This window comes from Rhodococcus sp. 14-2496-1d (assembly GCF_002259365.1).
Taxonomy (GTDB): domain Bacteria; phylum Actinomycetota; class Actinomycetes; order Mycobacteriales; family Mycobacteriaceae; genus Rhodococcoides.
Map to the genome: position 1 here is coordinate 64,298 of NZ_NPFV01000018.1, position 23,492 is coordinate 87,789.

28 protein-coding genes are annotated in these 23,492 nt (G+C 65.2%); 16 read left to right on the plus strand and 12 right to left on the minus strand.

All coding sequences use genetic code 11. The features are described 5' to 3' along the window. Positions 1 to 14: 14 nt before the first annotated feature. Positions 15 to 563, plus strand: a complete 549-nt coding sequence (pyrE, locus tag CH296_RS13785; RefSeq protein ID WP_032397163.1) for an orotate phosphoribosyltransferase — start codon at positions 15 to 17, stop codon at positions 561 to 563. Positions 564 to 585: 22 nt separating this feature from the next. Here the strand turns inward: pyrE and CH296_RS13790 are convergent, their stop codons facing one another. The 5 genes from CH296_RS13790 to CH296_RS13810 form a co-directional block, all read right to left on the minus strand. Next, positions 586 to 1,194, minus strand: coding sequence for a class F sortase (locus CH296_RS13790; RefSeq protein ID WP_094630979.1), 609 nt, complete (start codon positions 1,192 to 1,194; stop codon positions 586 to 588). Then, a complete protein-coding gene (locus CH296_RS13795; protein WP_094685032.1) occupies positions 1,181 to 3,013 on the minus strand; it encodes a hypothetical protein in 1,833 nt (610 codons plus the stop codon). The genes CH296_RS13790 and CH296_RS13795 overlap by 14 nt, the downstream gene beginning before the upstream one ends. Positions 3,014 to 3,288: 275 nt before the next feature. Next, positions 3,289 to 4,515 (minus strand): MFS transporter, encoded by a 1,227-nt coding sequence (locus tag CH296_RS13800; protein ID WP_094685033.1) that lies wholly within the window; start codon positions 4,513 to 4,515, stop codon positions 3,289 to 3,291. Then, a complete protein-coding gene (locus CH296_RS13805) occupies positions 4,512 to 4,973 on the minus strand; it encodes a MarR family winged helix-turn-helix transcriptional regulator (RefSeq protein ID WP_032397159.1) in 462 nt (153 codons plus the stop codon). Before CH296_RS13805 ends, CH296_RS13800 begins: the two co-directional genes overlap by 4 nt. A 74-nt stretch (positions 4,974 to 5,047) precedes the next feature. Further along, positions 5,048 to 5,644: a hypothetical protein gene (locus tag CH296_RS13810; protein WP_094685034.1), complete on the minus strand. Its 597-nt coding sequence runs from the start codon at positions 5,642 to 5,644 to the stop codon at positions 5,048 to 5,050. A 133-nt stretch (positions 5,645 to 5,777) separates the two neighbouring features. Here CH296_RS13810 and CH296_RS13815 point away from each other — a divergent pair, with 133 nt between their 5' ends. Continuing rightward, positions 5,778 to 6,413 (plus strand): lysoplasmalogenase family protein, encoded by a 636-nt coding sequence (locus CH296_RS13815; RefSeq protein WP_045198660.1) that lies wholly within the window; start codon positions 5,778 to 5,780, stop codon positions 6,411 to 6,413. Here the strand turns inward: CH296_RS13815 and CH296_RS13820 are convergent. Continuing rightward, a complete protein-coding gene (locus tag CH296_RS13820) occupies positions 6,384 to 6,836 on the minus strand; it encodes a hypothetical protein (protein WP_032397157.1) in 453 nt (150 codons plus the stop codon). The genes CH296_RS13815 and CH296_RS13820 overlap by 30 nt on opposite strands. 89 nt (positions 6,837 to 6,925) lie before the next feature. Between CH296_RS13820 and CH296_RS13825 the strand changes: the two genes are divergently transcribed. The 4 genes from CH296_RS13825 to CH296_RS13840 all read left to right on the plus strand — a co-directional run bounded on the left by CH296_RS13825 (position 6,926) and on the right by CH296_RS13840 (position 10,357). After that, positions 6,926 to 7,714 (plus strand): SDR family oxidoreductase, encoded by a 789-nt coding sequence (locus tag CH296_RS13825; RefSeq protein WP_045200914.1) that lies wholly within the window; start codon positions 6,926 to 6,928, stop codon positions 7,712 to 7,714. Between the two features lie 137 nt (positions 7,715 to 7,851). After that, on the plus strand, positions 7,852 to 8,460 hold the full coding sequence (locus CH296_RS13830; protein WP_179273146.1) for a DUF6636 domain-containing protein: 609 nt from the start codon (positions 7,852 to 7,854) through the stop codon (positions 8,458 to 8,460). Then, positions 8,457 to 9,146 carry an RNA methyltransferase gene (locus tag CH296_RS13835; protein WP_179273147.1) on the plus strand — a complete coding sequence of 230 codons (690 nt, stop codon included), beginning with the start codon at positions 8,457 to 8,459 and terminating at the stop codon, positions 9,144 to 9,146. The genes CH296_RS13830 and CH296_RS13835 overlap by 4 nt, the downstream gene beginning before the upstream one ends. A 74-nt stretch (positions 9,147 to 9,220) precedes the next feature. Then, positions 9,221 to 10,357, plus strand: coding sequence for a glycoside hydrolase family 76 protein (locus CH296_RS13840; RefSeq protein ID WP_094630973.1), 1,137 nt, complete (start codon positions 9,221 to 9,223; stop codon positions 10,355 to 10,357). Between the two features lie 31 nt (positions 10,358 to 10,388). Here CH296_RS13840 and CH296_RS13845 read toward each other — a convergent pair whose 3' ends face one another. Continuing rightward, a complete protein-coding gene (locus CH296_RS13845) occupies positions 10,389 to 11,084 on the minus strand; it encodes a DedA family protein (RefSeq protein ID WP_045200918.1) in 696 nt (231 codons plus the stop codon). Between the two features lie 28 nt (positions 11,085 to 11,112). Continuing rightward, positions 11,113 to 11,817, minus strand: a complete 705-nt coding sequence (locus tag CH296_RS13850; protein WP_045198665.1) for a VTT domain-containing protein — start codon at positions 11,815 to 11,817, stop codon at positions 11,113 to 11,115. 289 nt (positions 11,818 to 12,106) lie between these two features. Here CH296_RS13850 and fbaA point away from each other — a divergent pair, with 289 nt between their 5' ends. After that, positions 12,107 to 13,147 (plus strand): class II fructose-bisphosphate aldolase, encoded by a 1,041-nt coding sequence (fbaA, locus tag CH296_RS13855; protein ID WP_094630972.1) that lies wholly within the window; start codon positions 12,107 to 12,109, stop codon positions 13,145 to 13,147. 87 nt (positions 13,148 to 13,234) lie between these two features. Here the strand turns inward: fbaA and CH296_RS13860 are convergent, their stop codons facing one another. Then, a complete protein-coding gene (locus CH296_RS13860) occupies positions 13,235 to 14,026 on the minus strand; it encodes a hypothetical protein (protein WP_094659545.1) in 792 nt (263 codons plus the stop codon). 149 nt (positions 14,027 to 14,175) lie between these two features. On the opposite strand from CH296_RS13860, the gene CH296_RS13865 reads away from it, so the two are divergent. The 3 genes from CH296_RS13865 (at position 14,176) to CH296_RS13875 (ending at position 16,732) form a co-directional block, all read left to right on the plus strand. Further along, positions 14,176 to 14,592, plus strand: a complete 417-nt coding sequence (locus tag CH296_RS13865) for a DUF3151 domain-containing protein (protein WP_032397398.1) — start codon at positions 14,176 to 14,178, stop codon at positions 14,590 to 14,592. A gap of 64 nt (positions 14,593 to 14,656) precedes the next feature. Continuing rightward, positions 14,657 to 15,724 carry an aromatic acid exporter family protein gene (locus tag CH296_RS13870; protein ID WP_094614127.1) on the plus strand — a complete coding sequence of 356 codons (1,068 nt, stop codon included), beginning with the start codon at positions 14,657 to 14,659 and terminating at the stop codon, positions 15,722 to 15,724. A 78-nt stretch (positions 15,725 to 15,802) separates the two neighbouring features. Then, positions 15,803 to 16,732 carry a cation diffusion facilitator family transporter gene (locus CH296_RS13875; protein WP_094630970.1) on the plus strand — a complete coding sequence of 310 codons (930 nt, stop codon included), beginning with the start codon at positions 15,803 to 15,805 and terminating at the stop codon, positions 16,730 to 16,732. On the opposite strand, the gene CH296_RS13880 is transcribed toward CH296_RS13875, so the two are convergent. The 3 genes from CH296_RS13880 to CH296_RS13890 all read right to left on the minus strand — a co-directional run bounded on the left by CH296_RS13880 (position 16,722) and on the right by CH296_RS13890 (position 18,743). Further along, on the minus strand, positions 16,722 to 17,189 hold the full coding sequence (locus tag CH296_RS13880; protein WP_176459341.1) for a pyridoxamine 5'-phosphate oxidase family protein: 468 nt from the start codon (positions 17,187 to 17,189) through the stop codon (positions 16,722 to 16,724). The two genes, CH296_RS13875 and CH296_RS13880, sit on opposite strands and share 11 nt — an antisense overlap. 118 nt (positions 17,190 to 17,307) lie before the next feature. Then, positions 17,308 to 18,081, minus strand: coding sequence for a site-2 protease family protein (locus CH296_RS13885; protein WP_045198668.1), 774 nt, complete (start codon positions 18,079 to 18,081; stop codon positions 17,308 to 17,310). Continuing rightward, positions 18,078 to 18,743: a hypothetical protein gene (locus CH296_RS13890; protein ID WP_032397150.1), complete on the minus strand. Its 666-nt coding sequence runs from the start codon at positions 18,741 to 18,743 to the stop codon at positions 18,078 to 18,080. The genes CH296_RS13885 and CH296_RS13890 overlap by 4 nt, the downstream gene beginning before the upstream one ends. Positions 18,744 to 18,945: 202 nt before the next feature. On the opposite strand from CH296_RS13890, the gene CH296_RS13895 reads away from it, so the two are divergent. The 6 genes from CH296_RS13895 (at position 18,946) to CH296_RS13920 (ending at position 23,491) form a co-directional block, all read left to right on the plus strand. After that, positions 18,946 to 20,235 (plus strand): adenylosuccinate synthase, encoded by a 1,290-nt coding sequence (locus tag CH296_RS13895; RefSeq protein ID WP_032397149.1) that lies wholly within the window; start codon positions 18,946 to 18,948, stop codon positions 20,233 to 20,235. Positions 20,236 to 20,659: 424 nt separating this feature from the next. Next, positions 20,660 to 21,208, plus strand: a complete 549-nt coding sequence (locus CH296_RS13900) for an alternate-type signal peptide domain-containing protein (RefSeq protein ID WP_094630969.1) — start codon at positions 20,660 to 20,662, stop codon at positions 21,206 to 21,208. A gap of 9 nt (positions 21,209 to 21,217) precedes the next feature. Beyond that, positions 21,218 to 21,778, plus strand: coding sequence for a hypothetical protein (locus CH296_RS13905; protein ID WP_094630968.1), 561 nt, complete (start codon positions 21,218 to 21,220; stop codon positions 21,776 to 21,778). Next, positions 21,775 to 22,374 carry a signal peptidase I gene (locus tag CH296_RS13910; protein WP_094630967.1) on the plus strand — a complete coding sequence of 200 codons (600 nt, stop codon included), beginning with the start codon at positions 21,775 to 21,777 and terminating at the stop codon, positions 22,372 to 22,374. Before CH296_RS13905 ends, CH296_RS13910 begins: the two co-directional genes overlap by 4 nt. Further along, the gene (locus CH296_RS13915) at positions 22,371 to 22,883 is read left to right on the plus strand and encodes a hypothetical protein (protein WP_094685035.1); all 513 of its coding nucleotides are present in this window, start codon (positions 22,371 to 22,373) and stop codon (positions 22,881 to 22,883) included. The genes CH296_RS13910 and CH296_RS13915 overlap by 4 nt, the downstream gene beginning before the upstream one ends. Continuing rightward, on the plus strand, positions 22,883 to 23,491 hold the full coding sequence (locus CH296_RS13920) for a SipW-dependent-type signal peptide-containing protein (protein ID WP_094630965.1): 609 nt from the start codon (positions 22,883 to 22,885) through the stop codon (positions 23,489 to 23,491). Before CH296_RS13915 ends, CH296_RS13920 begins: the two co-directional genes overlap by 1 nt. Position 23,492 lies beyond the last annotated feature (1 nt).

Genomic DNA, 23,492 nt, shown 5'->3' on the forward strand with positions numbered 1-23,492 from the left:
AGAGGAATCCGAACATGGCCGACAGTGCCGCGAATTCGGACCGGCAGGAACTGGCCGATTTGGTGAAAGAGCTTGCCGTCGTGCATGGGAAGGTGACGTTGTCGTCGGGCAAGGAAGCCGACTACTACGTCGATCTTCGTCGCGCGACTCTGCATCATCGGGCAGGCGCGCTGATCGGTTCGTTGATGCGTGATCTGGTTGCCGACTGGGATTTCGTGTCGGTCGGCGGTCTGACGATGGGTGCAGATCCGGTGGCGATGTCGATCATGCATGCGCAGGGGCGTCCGATCGATGCGTTCGTGGTGCGCAAGGCCGCGAAGGCGCACGGCATGCAGCGTCGGATCGAGGGTCCGGACATCGTCGGCAAACGTGTTCTGGTGGTGGAGGATACGACGACCACCGGAAATTCTCCGCTCACTGCCGTGCAGGCTCTGCGGGACGCGGGAGCGACGGTCGTCGGCGTGGCCACGGTGGTCGATCGGGCGACCGGGGCGGACGAGGTCATCGCCGCAGAGGGGCTCGAATATCGATCCCTCCTCGGCCTGGCGGACCTCGGCCTGTAGCCCCTGGCTTCGAAAGGGCTTGTCAGCGAACGAGTTGCGCGACGACGACGAAGTTGTCGTCGGTGGGTTCGCCGCCCTGGACGTCGCAGTTGGCGAGGATCAATCGTCCCGGTACCGAGCGTCGGAGTTCGTTGTCCGCGAGCAGAGATCCCTTCGGTAGAGGGCCGACCGATTCGACCGCGTACTGCAAGGTGCCGCTCGGGGTGCGCAACACGACGGTGTCGCCCGGGGTCACTACCCGCAACGCCTTGAACGGGGCGTCACGCTTCGAGTAGTTATGTCCGGCAACCACTACCGTTTGTTCGGTCGAGGTTCCCGGCATTCCGCTCTCGGCCCACCACGCGGGCAGTTCGTCGACCGGGTTCAGCACCTGGCCACTGTCGCCGCCGCGGTAGAGCGGGTCGGGATGGATCGGGCTGCTCAGGTAGGTCGTGCCGTCCGAGGATCGGAGTTCGATGTGTTCCGGCTGAGCGGGAGCGACGTCGCTCGCCGGTGCAGCCACCGAGATCTGTGACTGCACGGGCGAGCGATCGGGTGCGGCGATCCCGACTTCGTCACTCGCACAACCTGATACGAGTAGAGCGAGGGTCAGGATCGCCGTCCACAGCCAGCGGGTTCTACGAGGTGGCATCGGTGGAGCTGCGGCGACGCAGGTAGAACGCTCCGCCTGCTGCCGCGACCACGACCACGCCGACTCCGGCCAGGATCACCGGGGTGTTGGACGAGCTGTCCGACCCGCCCGATGCCTCGTCGGAGGAATCGCCGAGAGCGAGATCGACCGGCGGCAGATCGCCGGCAACGCTGACGACACCGTTCTCGTCGGTGGTGAAGTAGTCCGCGACGGTGAACGATCCGTCCTCGTTCCTGACACCGACCAGTGACACTCCGGTCTCGTCGACGACGACGGTGTTCTCGTCGATCTCGGTGACCGGAACGTCCTCGCGGACAACATTTCCGAGGTTGATCGTCCACTCGAATTTCGGTCCGCTGGCGGCCAGTTCGGCTGCTGCGGCCTTCAGATCGGCCTCGGCCTTGGCCTTCGCGTCGGCATCGGCCTTGGCGGCATCGACGTCGGCCTGTACGGCTGCCAGGGCGTCCGCGGCCTCCGTCGCCTTGGCCTTGGCTGCCGCGGCTGCCTCGGTCTTGGCTGCCAGATCTGCATCGGCGGCGACAACCGCGGCGTCGGCGTCCAGAACTGCCTGCGCGGCGTCGTCGGCCGTCTTCTGCAGTGCCGCGATGTCCGCGTCCGACGGGGCGGCGTCGAGTGCGGCCTGGGCTGCGGTTGCCGCTTCTGCCTTGGCGTCGGCGTCGGCCTTGGCCGCATCGGCTGCTGTTCGGGCGTCGGCTGCAGCCTTCTGCGATTCGGTCTCCTCGCCTGCGGCAGCCTCGGCTGCGGCTTCGAGGTTCTTGGCGTTCTGCTCGGCCATCGCGGCCACGGCAGCTGCGGTCTGAGCCTCGATGTGCAAGGCCAGCGACTTGGCCGCGGTGGCAGCTGCGGCCCTGGTGGCGGCAGCGACCTTGGCGAGGTTGAAGTTCTTGAACGAGTCCTGCAGTGCCTGGAGGGAGTCCTCGACGGCCTTGGTCGACGCATCGGCCTCGACCTTGGCGCTGGCGGCGAGCTCGGCCTTCGCGTTCGCGTCGGCGCGGGCGGCCGCAGCTGCGGCGGTGGCTTCGGGGTCGCCCGATACCGCTGCGGCTTCGAGCTCGACAGCCAGATCCTCCGCCGTCTTCGCGTCGGCTGCGGCCTGGTCCGCTGCCGCCTTGGCCTCGCCGGCCGCGGTCTCGAGCTCGGCAGCGTCCTTCTTGGCTGCGGTGACCGCAGCACTCGCGGCCTCGCTTTGGACCTTGGCCGATGCGGCGGCCGTGACGGCAGCCTTGGCCTTGACGTCGGCCTCGGCTGCAGCGACCTCGGCCTTGGTGGCGTCGTTACTCGCGGCGGTGTCGGCGGCCTTGGCGGTCTCGAGGCGCACCTGAGCGGCGGCAGATGCTTCGGCGGCAAGCTTGCTGGCCGCTTCGGCGTCGGCGATCGCCTGCCTCTCCGCGTCGGACAGCTGCGGGATGACGTCGAGGTTGACCGTCGCGGTGCCGTCGTCGTTGAAGACGACGCCGCCGGTGACCTGGGGCAGCGGGCGGATGGTCGACGGTAGCTCGGGGGCCGGGACGGCTGCGGCCGCTGCGGCTGCGGCGTCTTCCGGCGTGACGGCCGGAGCAGGTGCTTCGATCTGCGCGTCGACGGTGGCGGATCCTTCGACCGCTGCGCCCTCCTCGGTGGTGGGAGCTCCGGATTCGGTGCCGCCCTCGGTGGCCGGCTGCTCGACTGCGGAGCTTTCGGGTGTCTGATCCTGCGCACTGGCAATTCCCGGTGCAGCGATGGAGAGGGACAGTGCCATGGCGGCCCCGGCAGCGGCGAGGCGCGCCCTCTTGGACCTGGCGATCGACTTCTGCGACATGGAGATTGTGGCCCTTCGGTCAGTGGCAGCAGAGTGCTGCGCGCACCCGCCCTCCCACGCGGAACGGGTGTAGTTGGTGAGTCACACGAACAACCGTGTTGACGTGACCGTAAACCAACCGGCCGGTCTCGGGAACCCTTCAAGCCTTTACCTGAGAATTGGTTATGAAAGTGTTACTGATGGGACTCATGTGACGAGTGAGAATTGCGAAAGCCAACGGCGGTCGAGATCCGAAGATCTCGACCGCCGCGAAAACCTGTTCAGGTGAAGGTATTTCAGTCGCCGACCGTCACGGCCCGGGCCTCGTCGATGCTGTGAGGTGCGGGTTCGTGGTCGTCGACATGAGCGAGCACCTTCCGGCCGGTCGCCAGGACCACGATGGCGAGAGCGGTGCAGGCGGCACCCACCCAGAACGGGACGTGCATGTTCGACTCGCCCAATTTGCCGGCCAGGTAAGGAGCCGCGGCCCCGCCGGTGAAGCGAACGAAACTGTAGGCCGCCGACGCCGTCGAGCGCTCGACCGGTGCCGAGATCATCACGGTCTCGGTGATCAGCGTGTTGTTGACGCCGAGGAACAGCCCGGCCACGACGGTTCCCACGATGAGGACGATCTTGTTCTCGGTGAACATCGCCATGGCGGCCAGGTCGAGGGCGAACAGCAGCAACGCGAGCATCATCATGTTCAGCGTTCCGAAGGCCCGCTGCAGTTTCGGTGCCACGAACACCGATGCGATCGCCAGGCACAGGCCCCAGCCGAAGAAGATGAAGCCGATGGAGTACGTGCCCATGTCCAACGGGAACGGGGTGTAGGCGAGGAGGGTGAAGAATCCGTAGTTGTAGAGCAGCGCGGTGATGCCGACGGTGAGCAGGCCGCGGTGACGAAGCGCGCGGAACGGGTCGAGGATCGAGGTGGTGTGCGCGGGCTTCGGGGTGTCCGGCAGCATGACGATGAGCAGGATGAACGCGACGGCCATCAGTGCGGCAACGCCGAAGAACGGTCCGCGCCAGCTGAACCCGCCGAGAACGCCACCGACGAGGGGTCCGGTGGCGATACCGATACCCAGAGCGGCCTCGTAGAGGATGATCGCGCGAGCGACACCTCCCGATGCGGCACCGACGATGGTCGAGAGCGCCGTCGCGATGAACAGGGCATTGCCCAGTCCCCAGCCTGCGCGGAAACCGATGATCTCGCCGACCGATCCGGACGTGCCCGCGAGAGCCGCGAAGACGACGATGATCGCCAGTCCGGCCAGCAGGGTGCGCTTGGGTCCGAAGCGGCTCGACACGACCCCGGTGATCAGCATCGCGAATCCGGTCACGAGCATGTAGCTGGTGAACAGCAACGACACCTGAGACGGCGAGGCATCGAGTTGTTCACCGATGGGCTTGAGGATGGGATCGACGAGGCCGATGCCCATGAAGGCGATGACGCTGGCGAACGCGACGGCCCACACCGCTCGCGGTTGCTTCAGCAGGCTGTCGGGGGAGGTGCTGGTGGTCACGAAGAGGTTCCTCTCATTCCGCGATCGACGGGCTCGAGGATGCTGCGAAGCTCGCTCAGTCCGTCGGTCAGTTTCTGGATCTGTTCCGGGTCGCGGTCGGACAGGTACGGCACCAGTCCGTCGACGATGTGGCGTCGACTCGCGGCGAGCCATCGGTGGCCGTCGTCGGTCATCTCGATGAGGACGGCACGGGAATCGTCGGGATCGGCGGTTCGGGTGACGAGGCCGCTCTTGCTCAGCTTGGCGAGCAAGGCCGTCGCCGACGGTTGGGAGCAGCGGTCCAGCTCGGCGAACGTGCTGATGCGCAGGGGCTGATATTCCTCGAGCAACGACAGCGCCCGCATCCACGCTCTCGGCCATTCGTCGCTGCCGAACCGTGCGGCCAATCGGACGAAACGTGACGAGCTGGTGACCAATTGCGACAGAAGGTCCCGGATGTCTGCGTCGGAGTGACTCACCGATTTATTGTTACTTACACTAACTATCTAATGCAACGGCACAGGTGACCTGCGGAAGGGCACCGGGGGTCGCGTCAGTACTGGCGGAGGAGAGCGGCGATGTCGCGGTCCCACTCGGCGTCCCGATGACCGTCGTAGCGAAAGCGCATCAGGTGATGGAAGCCGATGAGAATCGATGCCACGAGCACCCAGCTACCGATGGTGTTGAAGATCGACGCGGCCACGACGTCCGACGAGGTCAGTGGCCGCATGCTCGGGTTGCCGCTGTCGTCGACCCAGATCTGCGTGGTGGTGCCGACGGGTGATCCGGTGTCCACGCTGACGCGTCCGGTGTGCTCGACGCCTCGGTAGACCCACCGTGAGTCGACGGCGGTCGCCGCTGCGCCGGACGCGCCGAATTCGGTCGATGCGACGGGTGTGGATTCGGCGGCGGCGGTGGTGGTCGCGGTGACCTGGCGAATCGAGGTCTTCTGGTCCTCGAGTCGCTGTTGTTGATCGGTGTGGGCGGCGGCACCGATCCACAGCGACACCGGAACCATGAGGATCAGCAGTGCGGTCACCCAGTGCTTGATGCGAGCCTGGCGAACGTCACAGTCGCGGAGCAACGGGTTGGGGTGGCCTGCGAACGCGGAGCGGCCCGAACTGTCCTGCCCGGTGAGTTTGCGGCGCATGCTGGTCCCCACTGCCTCGAAATGATCCGACCGACCTTTCCACGATGGCGACGCAACCTGCGAGTATCAAGCGATAGGGGTCAGCGTCACATGTGATGCTCACTGTGACGAGATGTTCGGGTGGAGGTCTGCGATGGTTGTCGGTCGGGTTCGGCGGGCTCGTGCGGCCGCGCTGATAGCAGGTGCGGTGACCGTGGTCGGTGCCTGGACGGGGTCGATACCGTTGCAGCGCATGGCCAAGCCTCTGATAGTCCCGGCCCTGGCGAGCGGCCTCGATCCGGGCCGAGATCGGGTGCTCACGGCTGGTCTCGCGGCCGCAACGATCGGCGACGTTCTACTGATCGACCCGGACGACGACTCCGCTCTGGAATGGGGTGCGCGTGCGTTCGCCGTGATGCAGGGCAGTTATACGTATCTGCTGTACCGCAAGGGTGCGCGTCCGGCACTGATCGACGCCGTTCCGCGGTACGCCGGATGGGCGGCCGCGGCGACGCTACTGGCCAGGCGACAGCCCGCGGTGGCGTCGACCCTGATCGCGTACGGTGCGGTGCTCGCGACCACGTCGACCCTGTCTGCTCGTTCTGTCTCCCGCGGCGGCGATCGACGGCTGATGATCGGCGGTGCCTTGTTCACTGCATCCGACGCACTGATCGTCTTCCGCCGACTGTTCCTGACCGAGGATCGTCAGCGGCGGACCGCGGAGGCCATAGTCCTGTCGACCTACGTCGCGGCGCAGGTCCTACTCGTCGAAGCCCTCGCTTCGGGGTAGCAGCAGCACTCGCTCGCGGTGGGCGGGGTCGACGCGAACGGCGATGACGGTGCCCGGCTCGAACCGCGAGGTGTCCGAGCGGGGGACGTCGTAGACGATCTTGCCGAAGTAGCTGCTCGAGCCGGGCACGGTGAATTCGAGGTCCAACTCGGCGGTGTTCTCGTCGATGCGACGGATCGCATCGACCGTCGCCCATCCTTCGACGCCGTGTTCGATCAGTTCCTTCTGCTCACGCGTCGGTCGTCCCGCGAGCATCATGGCCAGGCCGAGGGCCGCGCCGAATCCGGCGACCAGGGCCGCCAGCTGGTACGGAAGCGTCCCGGGCGGGGTTCGCTTCATCAGCCAGCCGATCCAGATCGCCAGCACGATGGCGTATCCGATCGTCACTACGACGACTGCTCGCACGATTCTCGCGTTGTTCACTTCGGTGCTCCTGGGTCGCCGGAGGCGACTGTTCGATATTCGACGATAGGGGGTTACCGGTAAGTAGGGTTACATGTACGGTGATCGATGTGACTCGACCAACTGTCTTCATCTCAGGCGCAGCTGCCGGTATCGGCCGCGCGACGGCTCTCAAGTTCGCGGCCAACGGCTACCTCGTCGGTGCATACGACATCGACGAGACCGGCTTGGCCTCGCTCGGCAAGGAAGCTGCCTCGCTCAGCGGCCGCGTCGTCACCGGCATCTTGGATGTAACCAACTCCGACCAGTGGGAAACCCGGCTGAAGGAGTTCGTCACCGAGGGTGACGGTCGACTCGACATTCTGATCAACAACGCCGGAATTCTCGCCGCGGGTGCCTTCGAGGACATGCCGCTGTCGGTGCATCGTCGTCAGATCGACATCAACTTCAACGGGGTCATCTATGGCACCCTCGCGGCCTTCCCGTACCTCAAGGACACCGCAGGCGCGCAGGTCGTCAACCTGTGTTCCGCGTCGGCCATCTACGGTCAGCCCGAGTTGGTGACCTACGGCGCGACCAAGTTCGCGGTGCGCGGCGTCACCGAGGCGTTGGATCTCGAGTGGAGCAAGTACGACATCTCGGTCAAGGCCATGTGGCCGCTGTTCGTCCAAACGGCGATGACGCAGGGCGTGTCGACGGGCACCACGAGCTCGTTGGGTATCAAGCTCACCGTCAAGGACGTGTCCGACGCGATCTTCGACGCGACTCGTCCGGTGAAGCGTCGGTTGCACAAGGTGCATTTCCCGGTCGGCCTGCCGTCCAAGGCACTCTCGCTCGGCTCGCGCTTCTCGCCCGCATGGCTCACTCGCGAGGTCAACCGGCGTCTGAGCCACACCTAGAACTCCTCGCCGGACGATGCCGGCACTGCGCCGGTATCGTCGGTCTTTCGAGCAGTCGATGTCGAAAGGTGGGTCGGGGTTTCTTCATGCCGATTACGTGGGGTGCGAGCGGGCAGCGATCGAGCAGGGCACGGCAAATGGGTTGGGCACGAGCCTGGTTGGTGGGAATCGGGGTCGGTACTGCGCTCGTTCTCGCTGGCTGCAGCAGTGAGTCCGCTGCCCAGCCTCCGCCGCCTGCGTCGACCACGACTCCGGTGCCGACGACGACGCAGACCACCACCACTCCTGCGCCCGTGACGACCACGGAAGTGCCACTGCCGCCGCCCCCGCCTCCGGTGGAGCCGCCGCCCACCGCGGAACCGCAGACGACGTACGCCGCCATCGGCGGTGCGTACTACTTCAGTTCCCCCGACGGTCTGTTCCAGTGCGGGATCGTGCCGCTCTCCAGTCGTGTCGAGGCCGGGTGTCAGGGCACCACCACCCCGGTGCCGCCGCGGCCCGACGACTGCATGATCAACTGGGGCAACGGTATTCGTGTCACCAACGACGGCCCGGCGGCGTTCATGTGTTCCGGCGGTGTGGTCTACACCTCGGGCGGCGAGACGATCGATCCACCGCTGGCGGTCGGAGCGAGCATCTCCGAGAACGGATTCACCTGCACGTCCGCCGAGAACGGCATCTCGTGCGTCGACGACGCAACCGGGCACGGCTTCCGCATCGCACCGGACAGCAACGAAGTCTATTGAGCGAGAACACGATCGGCAGCGAATCGTCGTCGGACGATGCCGGCCCCACCGAGTGGGGTGAGAACCCGAACGGCGTCGGACCGTGGTTCGACACGCACACCGAACCGCCACCCGACGATCCGCGATTGGACCCGGACCTGCTCGCGGGCGGAGATCGCCGCAACGTGGTCGACGCCTACCGCTACTGGCGACGCGAGGCGATCGTCGCCGACATCGACACCCGACGGCATTCGCTGCACGTCGCCATCGAGAACTTCACCAACGACGCGAACATCGGGACGGTGGTGCGCACCGCGAACGCCTTCGCCGCGCAGGCGGTCCATATCGTCGGACGTCGTCGGTGGAACCGTCGCGGTGCCATGGTCACCGACCGCTACCAGCACATCCATCACCACGACTCGGTGGAGGCGCTGATGGCGTTCGCGGCCGAGCAGGGCCTCGTGGTCGTGGCCGTCGACAACACCCCTGGGTCGGTACCGATCGAGACCGCGGAGTTGCCGCGTCACTGTCTGCTGCTCTTCGGTCAGGAGGGACCGGGTGTCACCGACAGTGCCCGCGAGTCGGCTTCGATGACGGTATCGATCGCGCAATTCGGTTCCACGCGCAGCATCAATGCAGGTGTTGCCGCCGGGATTGCCATGCACTCGTGGATTCGGCGGCACGCGGATCTCGATGCAGCGTGGTGAGTCGCAGCGCTGTCCGAGGGGGTTTCCGGGGCGGGATGTAACGAATCGGCAACGGTAGTGGCAGGATTGCGGCTATGCAGGAGTTGTGGTCGCAGCGTGCGGACGCTGCGGAGGGGGCCGTCGTCGCGCGGCACATGCGTCGGCTGTGGGGGCTGCCGGGCACGACGTTGGGAGTCGTCGCCTGGCCACCGGCGCGTTCGGAACGGATGTTCCTGCGTTGGCACTACTGGTGGCAGGCCCACCTGCTCGATTGCGCGGTCGACGCCGCCGATCGTGACCTCACCGCCAAGCGCCGTCGGCGATTGAACAAGATCACCCGAGCGCACCGAACCCGCAACGTCAGCGGGTGGACCAACAACTACTACGACGACATGGCGTGGCTCGGGTTGGCGCTCGAACGCGCGCAGCGGCAGCATTTCGTCGGCAATCGCGGTGGCATCCAGCAGATCGAGATGGAATTGTTCGACGCCTGGGCTCCGGCCGAGGGCGGCGGCATTCCGTGGCGCAAGAAGTCGGACTTCTACAACGCACCCGCCAACGGCCCGGCCGCGATCCTGCTGGCCCGCACCGGTCGGCTGTGGCGTGCCCAGGAGATGGCCGATTGGATGGACCGCACCCTCAAGGACCCGCGTACGGGGCTCGTTCTGGACGGAATGCATTCCACTCGTGCACTCGTCGACGCCGGAAAGACCGGCGAGATGGAACGCGCCGTGTACAGCTACTGCCAGGGCGTCACGTTGGGCCTCGAGACCGAACTCGCTGTCCGACTCGGAGAACCCCGGCACGCCGAGCGAGTCCATGCCCTGGTCGACGCCGTCGACAACCACCTGACCCGCAACCTCGTCGTCACCGGCGGCGGTGGGGGAGACGGCGGCCTGTTCAACCCCATCCTCGCGCGCTACCTGGCCATGGTCGCGGTGGAGCTACCCGGGGACTCGGACGCCGACGACCGGGCACGCGAACTCGCTGCGGCGATCGTGCTGAACTCGGCCGAGTCGGCGTGGGAGAACCGCCTCGAAGTGGAAGACAATCCACTGTTCGGAGCCGACTGGACCCGCGAAGCCCGCTTCCCGGGGCAAGGCCTGCACATCGCCACCTTCGCCGAGGGCACGGTCCGACCGTCCGATGTGCCCGAACGGGATTTCTCGGTGCAGCTCGGCGGCTGGATGCTGATGGAAGCGGCCTACCGAGTCTCGGCTGCGGGTTTCTAGAACACCTCGTCGGAGCGGACCGACGCAGACCCTATTCGACGACCTCTTCGACCTCGATGGTCTCTTCGGGCCGTGCCATTTCCTTGCGGTACTGCCAGATACCGAGACCGGTTCCGACGACGAGCAGCACCACCATGCCGATGAGGACGGCGGGCATCAGCCAGGGGATGCCCTCGATGAACGACCCGAAGTAGAACCCGATCAGCAGCAGCACCGGAGCCCAGATGATGGCACCGAGAGTGCTGGCGATCGTGTACTTGCGGTGATCCATCTTCGCAGCACCTGCGACCAGCGGGCACAGGGTGCGGACCCAGGGGATCCACCGCGCGACCAGCACCGCCCAGAAACCGTGCTTCTCGAGCAGAAGATTGACCTTGTGCAGGTTCTTGGTGTTGAGATACTTGCCGTTCTTGCGGGCCACCAGAGTCGAGCCGGTCCGGTGGCCGATCGAATAGCCCACCTGGTTGCCTGCGATGGCGGCGACCATCGCACCGAGCGACAGCGCCCAGATGTGACCGGTGCCCGACGCGTGGGTCGCCATCACGATTCCTGCCGTGATCAACATCGAGTCTCCGGGCAGGAACAACCCGATGATCACTGCGCATTCGATGAACACGAAGGTCATCACGACGATCCACACGACGAGTGGGCCCGCTGTCTCCAACGGACCGAAACTGCCGGCGGCCTGGACGGACTCGGTCGACAGCGCAGTGGTAATCGACGACATGGACTCGATCACTTTCGGAAGATCTCGATCAGGACTTGGTGTCCGGGGCGTCGGCCTCGATCACGTCGGCCGCCTCCCCGAGCGGGGTCTTGCGGGCCTTGATCATGCGCTTGCCGACCTCGGCGACGATGGGGAGGACGGAGACGGCGACGATGATCAGGAAGATGATGTCGACGTGCTCGCGGATGAACGCGATCTGCCCGAGCAGGTACCCCAGCACCGTCACGCCCGCGCCCCAGAGGACGCCGCCGACGACGTTGTAGGTGAGGAACAGCGAGTACTTCATGTGCGACGCACCGGCGACGACCGGTGCGAAGGTACGCACGATCGGTACGAAGCGCGCCAGGATGATGGTGATCGGGCCGTGCTTCTCGAAGAACAGGTGCGACTCGTCGATGTACTTCTTCTTGAAGAATCGCGAATCGTTGCTCTTGAACAGGGCCGCGCCACCCTTGGTGCCGATGAGATAGCCGACCTGGTCGCCGAGGATGGCCGCGATCGGGATCAGAACGACGAGGGTCCAGATGGACGCGAACGGCTCGATCTCGGTGGACTTCGACGCGGCGATCAACCCGGCCGTGAAGAGGAGGGAATCACCTGGGAGCAGCGGAAACAGCAGCCCGGACTCGATGAAGACCACCAGCAGCAGCCCGATCAACACCCAGTGCCCGAAGGAGTTGAGCAGGTTCACCGGGTCGAGAAAGCCCGGTAACAGGGCCAGGTTCGTCGTCATCGTTTCCGAGGCAGCTAGGAGACTCACCGCGCCCACACTACCGGCCGAAACTGGTAAGTCCTGAACAGATGGTGTCGCTCTGCTGTGAACGTGATGGCTTGTTCGGCACCGTCGACGGGCCGTCGCTCCCGGCCGACGTCAGCGGTAGTGGAGTCTGCGGAATGACCGGAGGGGCGCGGGAGTGGAGCCTGCGGAATGACCGGGGTGACGCGGGTACGCACGACACCGGGCCGGGAGGTTGCCATACTGCACTGGACACAACCGAACTTTTCTATGGAGGAATGACGCCGTGCCTATCGCAACTCCCGAGGTCTACGCCGAGATGCTGGGCCGGGCGAAGGAACACAAGTTCGCCTTTCCGGCAATCAACTGTGTGGGTTCCGAGTCCATCAACGCCGCCATCAAGGGATTCGCCGACGCGGGTAGCGACGGCATCATCCAGTTCTCGACCGGCGGAGCCGAGTTCGGCTCCGGGCTCGGTATCAAGGACATGGTCGTCGGTGCCGTGGCGCTCGCCGAGTTCGCGCATGTGATCGCGGCCAAGTACGACGTCACCATCGCTCTGCACACCGACCACTGCCCCAAGGACAAGCTGGACACGTACGTTCGTCCGCTGATCGCGATCTCGCAGGAGCGCGTCGACGCAGGCAAGAACCCGCTGTTCCAGTCGCACATGTGGGACGGTTCGGCCATCCCGATCGACGAGAACCTCGAGATCGCCAAGGATCTGCTGGCCCGCGCTGCGGCTGCGAACATCATTCTCGAGGTCGAGATCGGTGTCGTCGGCGGCGAGGAAGACGGCGTCGAAGCCGAGATCAACGACAAGCTCTACACCTCGAACGAGGACTTCCTCAAGACGGTCGAGGCCCTGGGCGCAGGCGACGCGGGCTCGCGCTACCTGCTGGCGGCGACCTTCGGCAACGTGCACGGCGTGTACAAGCCGGGCAACGTCAAGCTCAAGCCGTCGGTGCTGGCAGACGGTCAGCGGGTCGCGTCGGAGAAGCTCGGTCTGGCCTCGGGATCCAAGCCCTTCGATTTCGTCTTCCACGGTGGATCGGGTTCGGCGAAGAGCGAGATCGAAGAGGCGCTCGAGTACGGCGTGGTGAAGATGAACGTCGACACCGACACCCAGTACGCGTTCAGCCGTCCGATCGCCGGACACTTCTTCTCCAACTACGACGGTGTGCTCAAGGTCGACGGCGAGGTCGGCAACAAGAAGGCCTACGACCCGCGCAGCTACCTCAAGAAGGCCGAGGCCGGTATGGCGGCCCGTGTCGTCGAGGCCTGCAACGACCTCAAGTCCGCCGGTCGCAGCGTCAGCGCCGGCTGATCCCCGTGAGCGGAACTTCGTAGCAGGCTACGAGGTAGGAGTGGAGCCTGCGGAACGACCCGCAGGCTCCGCCGCTCACCTGGGTGGTCAGTTGCACACCTTCCACTGGTCGCCGTCGAGGCGCAGGTCGAAGGTGCGCGGGGAGCGGTCGTTCGGGTTCGCATCGGTGTGCGCGATCACCTGAGCGATCGCGGTGTCGTCGTCACCGACCTGGATGGCGTCGATGCTGTCGACGGTGGGGATGTTGCCCTGCTCGAGCGAGACGCGATGGACGTCGGCGAATTCCGCGTCGGGGATGTCTCGGTAGAACGTCGCCAGGTCACCGCACGAGGTGCTGCGCAGTGTGGCGAGGTCGCCGACGGCCAAGGCTTTGGTGAACGACTCGACGGTCGTCCTGATCCGGGCCTCCGGGGAGTCGTCGACGCTCGGGCGGTCGATCAGCAGGTATGCACCGGCGGCCACTGCCCCGATCACGACAACTGCGGCCACCAGCGCCGCCCACCACTTCTTGTGACTCGGTGTGCCGGGTTCCGTCGGGTCGGGTCCGATGCGCTGGGGACCGACCTGCTTCGACCCTGGTTTCTGCGGTTCGATCCTTCTCGGCCCGACTGGTTGTGGCACGGCGGCGGGTGATTTCTTCTCAACCGCAACATCTTTGGTCCGATTCTCGGACGGGTTTCGGGGCGGGATACGACGCGGGGCCGCGGTCGGCTTTGCGACGGGCTTCGATTCCGCTGCGGCCGGTTCCTCGGCCGGAGCAGTGGCGATCTTCTCGGTGGCTGCGTCGGCCGGCTCGTCGGCCTGCTTCTTCTTGCGGAGATCGATCTTCTCGGTGGCTGCATCGGCCTCGGAGGACGCCTTCTTGTTCTCGTCCGGCATGCATTCTCCCTCGTTCACCGAATCCTGCGAGAACTCACGTGTTCTCGATTTCGTCAGCTGGCAGCCTATCGACCGTGTCGGGCGCTCGGCGCGAGCGCCACCGGGGGTGTTCGGACACGATTCGGTGACGTAGGGGCACAATGAGCGCCATGACTTCTTTCGGTGATCTGCTCGGACCCCAACCCACACTGTTGCCCGGCGACGACGAGGCCGAATCCGCGCTGCTGAACCACGAGGCACCCGAGACCGTCGCGGCGGCGCATCCGACGGCGTCCATTGCGTGGGCCTACCTGGCCGAGGCGGCGCTCGAGTCGGGAGCCACCATCACGGCGTACGCCTACGCTCGTACCGGCTACCACCGAGGTCTTGACCAGTTGCGTCGTAATGGATGGAAGGGATTCGGGCCGGTCCCGTACAGCCATGAGCCCAACCGAGGATTCCTCCGATGCGTCGCAGTCCTTGCCAAAGCGGCCCGCGACATCAACGAGCACGACGAGTACGCCCGCTGCCTCGACCTCCTCGAAGACTGTGACCCCAAGGCAGCAGAAGCGCTCGGCCTGGGCTGATCGGGCTCGCGCCAGCCGGGCGCGGGGTCGAACCCGGCTGAAGTCGGGCAGTGCTCGGCTGAAGTTGTCGCTGCTACCGATCATTCAGTGCGCGTTGGCTGCGGGAGTGGCGTGGTTCGTGGCGACGGACATCGTCGGTCACGAGAGCCCGTTCTTCGCACCCATCGCCGCTGTAGTCTCGCTCGGCGTCTCGCTCGGTGCTCGCCTACGCCGATCGGCCGAGCTCGTCGTCGGAGTGACGGTGGGCATCGGCATCGGGGATCTGCTCATCTCGCTGATCGGTAGCGGGCCGTGGCAGATCGCTCTGGTCGTGGTGCTGGCGATGTCGGCAGCGGTGTTCCTCGACGGCGGGCCGATCATCGCGATGCAGGCCGGATCGTCCGCGGTGCTGGTGGCCACGCTCATCCCGCCCGGCAACATGGGTGGCCCCAACCGCATGGTCGACGCGTTGGTCGGTGGTCTGGTGGGCATCGCGATCGTGGCGTTGATCCCGACGCACCCGGTGTGGCGGGCCCGCAAGGATGCGGCGAGTGTGTTGGCCACGGCTGCGAGTGTGTTGCAGAAGGTGGCCGACGGCTTGGTGGCGAACGATCCCAAGCCGATCGAGGAGGCGCTGCGTAAGGCGCGTGCGACGCAGTCGGGTATCGATGCTCTGCGAACCGATCTCAAGGGCGGCCGGGAGATCGCGCGAATCTCGCCGATGTACTGGAATCACCGCAACCGTCTGGCGTCGCTGGCGGCGACGGCCGATCCCATCGACAACGCCGTCCGCAACATTCGGGTGCTCGCGCGACGGTCGCTGACGCTGGTGCGCGACGACGAGATCCTCGATCCGCGCGTCGTCGACGAAGTGGAGAAATTGGCGCATGCGGTGGAGGTCCTGCGGCAGATGATCCTTGCCGATCCGGGTCAGAAGCCGGATGCGGCAGAGGCTGCACGAGTGTTGCGGTCGGTTGCGGCCGGTGCGAAACCGGAGTTGATCTCGAACGCCGGTCTGTCGGCAACGGTGGTCCTGGCGCAGTTGCGGTCGATCATCGTCGACCTGCTGCAGGTTGCCGGGCTCAAGCGTATCTCTGCGTTGGCGACGCTTCCGCCGACGGTGAAGCACCCGCACGTCCCTCCGGAGTTGTGACCCGAGGACACCATTGCATATATGCGTATGTACGCATATGGTGACTCCCGGAAGTCGATGCAGTCACGAGGGGGAGTCATGGGCGCGGGTCACGGGCACAGCCACGGCGTGGGCGGACACACGCCTGCGGGTGCGGGGCCACCCAGGTCCCGCGTTCGCAAGATGATCGTCGCCCTCGCGATCCTGGTGGTGTTTCTCGTCGTCGAGGCGACCGTCGCCGTGGCGATCGGCTCGCTCGGCCTGCTCGCCGATGCGGGCCACATGCTCACCGATGTGCTCGGCATGACGATGGGCTTGATCGCACTCGTGCTCGCCCGCAAGGGAAGTGCTGCAGCGGCAAGGACTTTCGGCTGGCATCGCGCGGAAGTGTTGACCGCCATCGCCAATGCCGTTCTGCTGCTCGGTGTTGCGGCGTTCATCATGTACGAGGCGGTCTCGCGCATCGGCGACGCTCCCGAAATCCCCGGTGTTCCGTTGATTCTCACTGCGACAGCCGGTCTCGCGGCCAATATCGTCGTGATGCTGCTCATTCGCGGCGACGCCAAGGATTCCCTGGCCGTCCGCGGTGCGTACATGGAGGTTCTGGCCGATGCGGTCGGCAGCGTCGGGGTGCTCGTCGCCGGCGTGCTGATGGTCGTGTTCGGGTGGACCTGGGCAGACATCGTCGTCGGTGTCCTGATCTCCCTGTGGGTGATCCCGCGCGCGATCAAGCTCGCCGGCTCGGCACTGCGCATTCTCACCCAGGCCAGTCCGGGGCACGTCGACGTCGACGCATTGACCGGCGACCTGAGCGCGCTGCCGGGCGTGACGGGGGTTCACGACCTGCACGTGTGGACGCTGACCACCGGAATGGACGTGGCCACAGTGCATCTCGAGTGCGAGGGGTCGTCGTCGATGGTGCTCGATCGCGCCCGGTCGTTGCTGTCCGCCTACGGTCTCGACCACGCCACGGTCCAGGTCGAACCTACCGCGCACGGCCGGACCTGCAAGGAAGAGCTCACCTGGTGACGGTGTGCACCTCGGAGCCGGGACGCCACACGTCGATCTGCATGTGATCGTCCACCAGTGACGTCAGGACGACCTCGGTGATGTCGAGGTCGAACACGTGGTACGGCACCAGTTCACCCGGTGTGGCGTCGAATATCGGTTGCAGCACAGCAGGATCGGTGATCTCGACGGCACGGCCGCCGATCTTCGCGTCCCCGCCCTCCATCGAATGGTGACCCGGATTGCTGTGCAGCGCGAACCGTCCGTCGCGCTGCAGATCTCGTGCTTTGACTGCCCCCAGCATCGAACCGAGGCGCAGCACACCGCTGTCGGCGAACTCGACCTCGGTGCCGCTCACGCGCGGTGAGCCGTCCGCCCGAAGTGTGGCGAGTACGTGGTGTTTGTGGGCGGTGAACCTGGCCTGCACTGCCGAGGCCAGGTTCGGGGCGGCTGTCGAGAAGTCGTTCCACGTCGTCATGGGGGAATTATGCGACCCGCCACCGACCGAATCGGGAATTGCTGCACACAACTTCTCGAAAGCGACGGAAATCCCGTCGGTCACGGTCGGTGTCGTGCAGTCCTTCCCGGCGCTCGGGTCACAGCCAGAATCGCATCAGGTAGTTTCCGTTGCCTGCGAAGAACTCGGGAACACCGGACAGCCCGAACAGGGTGTAGATCGCCCCGAAGAAGGCGGAATTGACCGCGGGCACGAACAGCAACGCGACGAGAACGAGGATTCCGTAACCCTTGAACTGGTTCAGCGAGGCGCGGGTGGCGGGTGAGAGCGAGGGTTCGAGTGCGGCGTATCCGTCGAGTCCGGGCACCGGAATCAGGTTCAGGATCGTGGCCATGATCTGCAGGAACGCCAGGAAGCTGAGCCCGTACCAGAAGGCCTGATGGGTGCCGTCGGTGCCGAACATCCGAATGACGATCAGAAGGACCACGGCGACAACGGCGTTGGCGAACGGTCCGGCGAGAGCGATGCGCCGCTGAGTCGACGCCGAGAATCGGTCGGTTCGCAGGTACACGGCACCGCCCGGAAGCCCGATTCCGCCGATCGCGATGAACAGCACCGGCAGCACGATCGAAAGCAACGGGTGGGTGTACTTGAGCGGGTTGAGCGTCAGATAGCCGCGGAGTTCGACTTCGCGGTCGCCGGCCCGAAATGCGGTGTACGCGTGCCCGAATTCGTGCAGGCACACCGAGGCGATCCACCCGGCGAGCACCAGCACGAACACCCCGAGTCGGGCGGTGAGAGAGGTGACGTCCTCCGCCGTCCACGCCAGCGCGCCGCCCACTCCTGCAACGGCGAGAACGGCCACGAACACCGGGCTCGGCAGAACGGGACTGCGGCGCACCGGAACGGTCATCGGACCAGCAACCACTCTTCGTGGTGACGGTAGAACGTCGACCGCTTGACTGTTCTGTCGCCGGCAATGCCGTCGCGCATCAGGTCTGCGGCGGGGGAGCCGAGCTGCATCGCGCGTCCGCTCACCCAGCGGCGCGGCAGCAGTCGTCGACGGCTGATCACCCGCGCACGAAGGCCCGGTAGCTCCGGGGTCGGTGCCACCTCGACGCCGGGAACGACTCCGGAGAACAACCGAGTGTCGTCGACGTACGCCTCGCCTTCGAGGTCCGCGCCGCCACCGCCGCCGAGCAGAGCCCGCCCGACAACGGCCTTGCCCGCGTCGTCGCGGATGAGGGGCGTGCTCGACGCCGTGCCGGTCAGTGCCACCTTGGCCGCGCGCGATCCGGTGCCGAGCTTGTAGATGTGGGCGGCGTTGGTCGCGGTATCGGGCACGAACGCGACCTCGATGTGGAGGCGTTCGGTGCGCATCAACCTGGTCAGGACGGCGGCCAGCGAGGCGTCGTCGCCCAACACGATGATGCGCGGTGCGGGGGCCGATTCGATGTCGGCGAACAGTGCGTTGCAGTCGTCGTCGGTAGGCACGGCATCGGCGTTGCGCAATGGGACGTCGGTCAGCGTGATCGGCAACGGCGGGTTTCCGCAGTGCAGAACGAACGGTGTCACGGCGCTCCTAGATCATCGGTTAACCCTCGAACGACCATAGTGCCCTCGTTTCGGCTCCACCGTAGCGGCATGCGGGCCAGCTCACCGCCTCGGCTAGACTGTTCCCCCGGCCACTGTCGCGCCTGCGGCAATTGGTGACGGCTGCGTTCGATCGAGCAATATCTGCAGCACGTCCTCGCACGAAAGCAACGTAGGAGAGCACATGCCGGCGATAGTCCTGATCGGCGCCCAGTGGGGCGACGAGGGCAAAGGCAAAGCCACCGACCTTTTCGGTGAACGACTTCAGTGGGTCGTTCGCTACCAGGGCGGCAACAACGCCGGCCACACCGTGGTTCTCCCGAACGGCGACAAGTTCGCGCTGCACCTGATCCCGTCGGGAATCCTCACAGCCGGCGTGAAGAACGTCATCGGCAACGGCGTCGTCGTCGACCCGGGTGTGCTGCTCACCGAACTCGACGGCCTGGAAAAGCGTGACGTCGACACCACGAACCTGCTGCTCAGCGCCGATGCGCACCTGATCATGCCGTACCACGTGGCCATCGACAAGGTGACCGAACGCTTCCTCGGAGCCAAGAAGATCGGAACCACCGGCCGCGGCATCGGGCCGTGCTACCAGGACAAGCTCGCTCGCGTCGGCGTCCGGGCAGCCGATGTGCTCGACGAGAAGATCCTGACCCAAAAGGTCGAGGCTGCACTGGAATTCAAGAACCAGGTGCTCTCGAAGATCTACAACCGGCGGGCGCTGGACTCGCAGCAGGTCGTCGACGAGGTGCTCGAGCAGGCCGAGGGCTTCAAGCACCGCATCACCGACACCAGGCTGCAGCTGAACCTGGCTCTCGAGCGCGGAGAGACGATTCTGCTCGAGGGATCGCAGGGCACTCTGCTCGACGTCGATCACGGCACGTACCCGTACGTCACGTCCTCCAACCCGACGGCGGGCGGCGCATCGGTCGGTTCCGGTATCGGCCCCAACAAGATCGGGACCGTCCTCGGCATCCTGAAGGCCTACACGACGCGTGTCGGCTCGGGCCCGTTCCCGACGGAGCTGTTCGACAATCACGGTGAATACCTGGCCAAGCAGGGCGGCGAGGTTGGCGTCACCACCGGGCGGGCACGACGCACGGGCTGGTTCGACGCCGTCATCGCGCGGTACGCCACCCGCGTCAACGGCATCACCGATTACTTCCTGACCAAGCTCGACGTGCTCTCGAGTCTGGACACGGTGCCCATCTGTGTCGCGTACGACGTCGACGGCGTCCGCCACGACGAGATGCCGATGACGCAGACCGGTTTCCATCATGCGAAGCCGATCTACGAAGAGATGCCCGGTTGGTGGGAAGACATCTCCGGTGCCCGTACGTTCGAGGAACTGCCGATCAACGCGCAGAACTACGTCCTGCGTCTCGAGGAGCTCTCGGGCGCGTACATGTCGTGCATCGGAGTCGGACCGGGCCGCGACGAAACCATCGTTCGGCGGGACATTCTGCGGTAATCAGGCCACGCGAAACTCCAAGCCCCGAGGCCCCACGGCCTCGGGGCTTTTTCGTGCCCGGACATGCCGTCGGGAGTCGCTCTCACCAATGCAAGGAAACAGCGCCTTCAGTAGGAAAACAGCGCGAAAAAGTACTGTGTTCGCTGTATTCGAGCGGTCTTGCTGGGAAATCCGCTGCAGGGCAGCAGTTTTCGTAATTTGGGTAGCTTTACACACCATGTAGTTGTGTAAACCAAAAGTATGAAACAGGCGGCCGAACATTCCCTCGGACTTTTACCTTCACTTGGGTAACGGGTGAGACGGTCGTGCCGAAACAATGGACATCGCACAAGTTGCGGAGGCCCACATTCCGGCCGACCGACCCGCAACCGGGTCACCTCCCCTCGGCCTAGCGAACAAGGGCCACCGAAGAAAGCGACAACGAATGAACAAGGCAACCAAGGGTGCCATAGCCGCGGGGGCGGCAGCGGTACTGCTGCTCGGCGGTTTGGGATCCTATGCGCTCTGGCAGGACACCGAAACGGTCACCGGAGGTGAGATCAACTCCGGTGAGCTCAATTTCGCTCCGGTTGCCGGCACCGCGAACTGGACCGAAACCTCGGTCACTCCGAACGTGACTCTCGGAGCCGACCCGTCCGGCTTCCTCATCGTGCCGGGCGACGTTCTCGAGTACTCGACCCAGTACACCGTCAATTGGGCAGGAGACAATCTTCGCGCTTCGATCACCGCGGACTTCACCAATGTTGCCGGCGACGCCGACCTTGCTGCCGCTCTCGACACCGAGGTGTCGGTCAACGGTGGAACGTCCCTTCCGAACGGTTCGGCCGTGGACCTACCGCTGACCACATCGCCTCAGACCATCTCCGTCGAGGTGACCATTACGTTCGATGAAGCGACTGCGGATCTCATCGCACAGAACGAGAGCGTCGACCTCAACGACTTCACCCTGACGCTCGACCAGGTCCGTCCCTGATCTGTTGCAGTGACGAACAAGCACGGTCGTTATTGGGCGCTCGCAGCCGCGTCCGTCGCGGTGGTGGTCTTCGGATCAGCACAGACGACGGGCGCGCTGTGGCGTGACGACGAGGTCGTCGAAGGCGGGACCATCAACTCCGGCACCTTGGACATCAAGGTCGGCCCGAACGGAGCAGAAGTGAACGACTACGTTCTCGCTGCGCTCGGTTCGACCGGTCTCGGACCGAACGGTTTCTCGCAGGCACCGTTGTCGATTCGGAACTCCGGCAACGTACCGTTCAACTTTCGACTGCAAGGAACCACGTCGACCGGAATAGTCCCCCTTGTTCTGACTGCGACAACTGTTGCGGCCGAGACGAATTGCCCGGCGACAGGTACACCGACGGGACCGACGACACTGCTGTACAACGGAAACGCCAGTGGTGCGCAAGCTCCGGTGCCACCGGCGGCCAGACTGTTGGCCGCAGGCGCCCGCGAAGTGTGGTGCTTTCGGCTCGCCGTCGGTGCCACTCCGCCGCAGAGCGCGTCGTCGACGGTGACGTTCTCGTTCCGGGCGGACCAGACATGAGTGCCGACGACGACACGGACGTGATCGAAACCGTCACGGACGTATCCGAGGAGAACCGGACCGGTCTCTGGTGGTGGGTGAGCCGGATCGCGTCGTACACGCTTCTGGCGGCGATGTTGTTCGTCCTCGGGGTGACCGTCGTCATTCCGAAAGTCACCGGTTCGACGCCGTACACGATTCTCACCAGCTCGATGAAGCCGACGTACCCACCGGGAAGCCTGGTGGTGGTCAAGCCCGCCGACGCAGCCGAACTCGAGGTAGGCACACCGATCACCTACCAAATCCGTTCGGGCGAGCCCGAAGTGGTGACTCACCGCATCGTGGCGACCCGGCAGAGCGGACGAGGTATCACCACCTATGTCACTCGCGGGGACAACAACGGATCCGACGACGAGAACCCGGTGCAGATCGGGCAGATTCGCGGAAAGGTCTGGTACTCGGTGCCGTACATGGGCTACGTCAACAACTGGCTGAACGGTGAGCAGCGCAAGATCACGGTCGCGGTCATCGTGATCGGTCTGTTCGGCTATGCGCTGGTGATGTTCGTCGGGGCCGGTGTCGATCGCTACCGGAGCCGAAAAGAGCAGGCGCGATGAAGCACCCCGGTCTTGCCGCCTGCACCGCAGCGTTCGCCGGCATCGCGGTCGTTCTGTTGATGGGTGCCGGTCCGTCGCAAGCGGCGCAGACGGTCAAGTACAGCGATGACGGCGAGCGCTGGAGTACCGACTTTCCGAGCCCGTTGTACGACAGCGACATTCGATGGGTTCCCGGCGACGTGCGTACATCGCAGTTCCACGTGTTCAACGACACCGACCGAGACGGGCGTCTCTGGCTGACCTTCGGCAGTGACAACCCGGCGTTCCTTCGAGCTCTGAGCGCGTCGATCGGCGGCGGCGAGTCGGCCGAATCGTGTGCGTGGATCGACCTCGAGGCCGGCCAGAAGAAGCGAATCGACTCCACGATCACGATGGCCGGAGCAGCTAAAAACGACACCTGGTCCTCCTCTGCTGCAGTCGATCTCGTTGTGCAGTGGGACAACAGCAACAGAGCCGAGTGCCCGGAATCGTCGGGTGCGCGGACGGATATGGAAGGGGCGCAGCCCTGATGTCGCGTCACAAGGACTCAGTCGGTCCGAAGACGGTTCTCCGTCGGGTCGGTGTCGCGCTCATCAGTGCGCGAGCTCGGGCCTTCATGTCGATCGGCATCGTGCTCGGCCTCGGCGCGGTGGGAACCCTTGCTGCATGGTCGGATACGGCGACTGCGACGTCAGGCACCTTCACGACCGGCAGGCTCGATATCAAAGTCGGTGACCCCGCGGTGGACAACAATCCGATCGCGTTCTCGACGACTCTGGCCAATCCCGCGATCTTCCCCGGGGATACCGTCGCAGCCGGGCTGTTGGTGAGCAATGCGACCGGATCCGTCGCCAACACCTACACCATCTCCGTGCTGGCCAGTAACACTGCGCTGGGCAATGTGCTCAATTCCTCGGTGCACAGCGGACTTCCATCGGGGGGTGCATGCACAGGTGCCGCCGTCAGCACGGTCTCCGGCCTCGGAACCTCGAAGCAATTCCCTGCCTTGAATCGTTCGCTTCCCGTCAACGGCAGTGATCAGCTGTGTATCAGCGTGACCATGCCGACCGGTACGGCTCCGCCCAATCCCGTTGCTACCGGAACCATCACGTACACCATCACCGCGACGTCGTCGTAGA

Excerpts from the sequence above, each read along its gene's own strand:
- CH296_RS13845 (WP_045200918.1), bottom strand. The coding sequence starts at position 11,084 with ATGTCGTCGATTACCACTGCGCTGTCGACCGAGTCCGTCCAGGCCGCC.
- CH296_RS13880 (WP_176459341.1), bottom strand. The coding sequence starts at position 17,189 with ATGACGACGTGGAACGACTTCTCGACAGCCGCCCCGAACCTGGCCTCG.
- CH296_RS13795 (WP_094685032.1), bottom strand. The coding sequence starts at position 3,013 with ATGTCGCAGAAGTCGATCGCCAGGTCCAAGAGGGCGCGCCTCGCCGCT.
- CH296_RS13920 (WP_094630965.1), top strand. The coding sequence starts at position 22,883 with ATGTCGCGTCACAAGGACTCAGTCGGTCCGAAGACGGTTCTCCGTCGG.
- CH296_RS13790 (WP_094630979.1), bottom strand. The coding sequence starts at position 1,194 with ATGCCACCTCGTAGAACCCGCTGGCTGTGGACGGCGATCCTGACCCTC.
- CH296_RS13860 (WP_094659545.1), bottom strand. The coding sequence starts at position 14,026 with ATGCCGGACGAGAACAAGAAGGCGTCCTCCGAGGCCGATGCAGCCACC.
- CH296_RS13900 (WP_094630969.1), top strand. The coding sequence starts at position 20,660 with ATGAACAAGGCAACCAAGGGTGCCATAGCCGCGGGGGCGGCAGCGGTA.
- CH296_RS13865 (WP_032397398.1), top strand. The coding sequence starts at position 14,176 with ATGACTTCTTTCGGTGATCTGCTCGGACCCCAACCCACACTGTTGCCC.
- CH296_RS13840 (WP_094630973.1), top strand. The coding sequence starts at position 9,221 with ATGCAGGAGTTGTGGTCGCAGCGTGCGGACGCTGCGGAGGGGGCCGTC.
- CH296_RS13810 (WP_094685034.1), bottom strand. The coding sequence starts at position 5,644 with ATGCGCCGCAAACTCACCGGGCAGGACAGTTCGGGCCGCTCCGCGTTC.
- CH296_RS13885 (WP_045198668.1), bottom strand. The coding sequence starts at position 18,081 with ATGACCGTTCCGGTGCGCCGCAGTCCCGTTCTGCCGAGCCCGGTGTTC.
- pyrE (WP_032397163.1), top strand. The coding sequence starts at position 15 with ATGGCCGACAGTGCCGCGAATTCGGACCGGCAGGAACTGGCCGATTTG.
- CH296_RS13850 (WP_045198665.1), bottom strand. The coding sequence starts at position 11,817 with ATGACGACGAACCTGGCCCTGTTACCGGGCTTTCTCGACCCGGTGAAC.
- CH296_RS13910 (WP_094630967.1), top strand. The coding sequence starts at position 21,775 with ATGAGTGCCGACGACGACACGGACGTGATCGAAACCGTCACGGACGTA.
- CH296_RS13830 (WP_179273146.1), top strand. The coding sequence starts at position 7,852 with ATGGGTTGGGCACGAGCCTGGTTGGTGGGAATCGGGGTCGGTACTGCG.
- CH296_RS13815 (WP_045198660.1), top strand. The coding sequence starts at position 5,778 with ATGGTTGTCGGTCGGGTTCGGCGGGCTCGTGCGGCCGCGCTGATAGCA.
- CH296_RS13915 (WP_094685035.1), top strand. The coding sequence starts at position 22,371 with ATGAAGCACCCCGGTCTTGCCGCCTGCACCGCAGCGTTCGCCGGCATC.
- CH296_RS13875 (WP_094630970.1), top strand. The coding sequence starts at position 15,803 with ATGGGCGCGGGTCACGGGCACAGCCACGGCGTGGGCGGACACACGCCT.
- CH296_RS13895 (WP_032397149.1), top strand. The coding sequence starts at position 18,946 with ATGCCGGCGATAGTCCTGATCGGCGCCCAGTGGGGCGACGAGGGCAAA.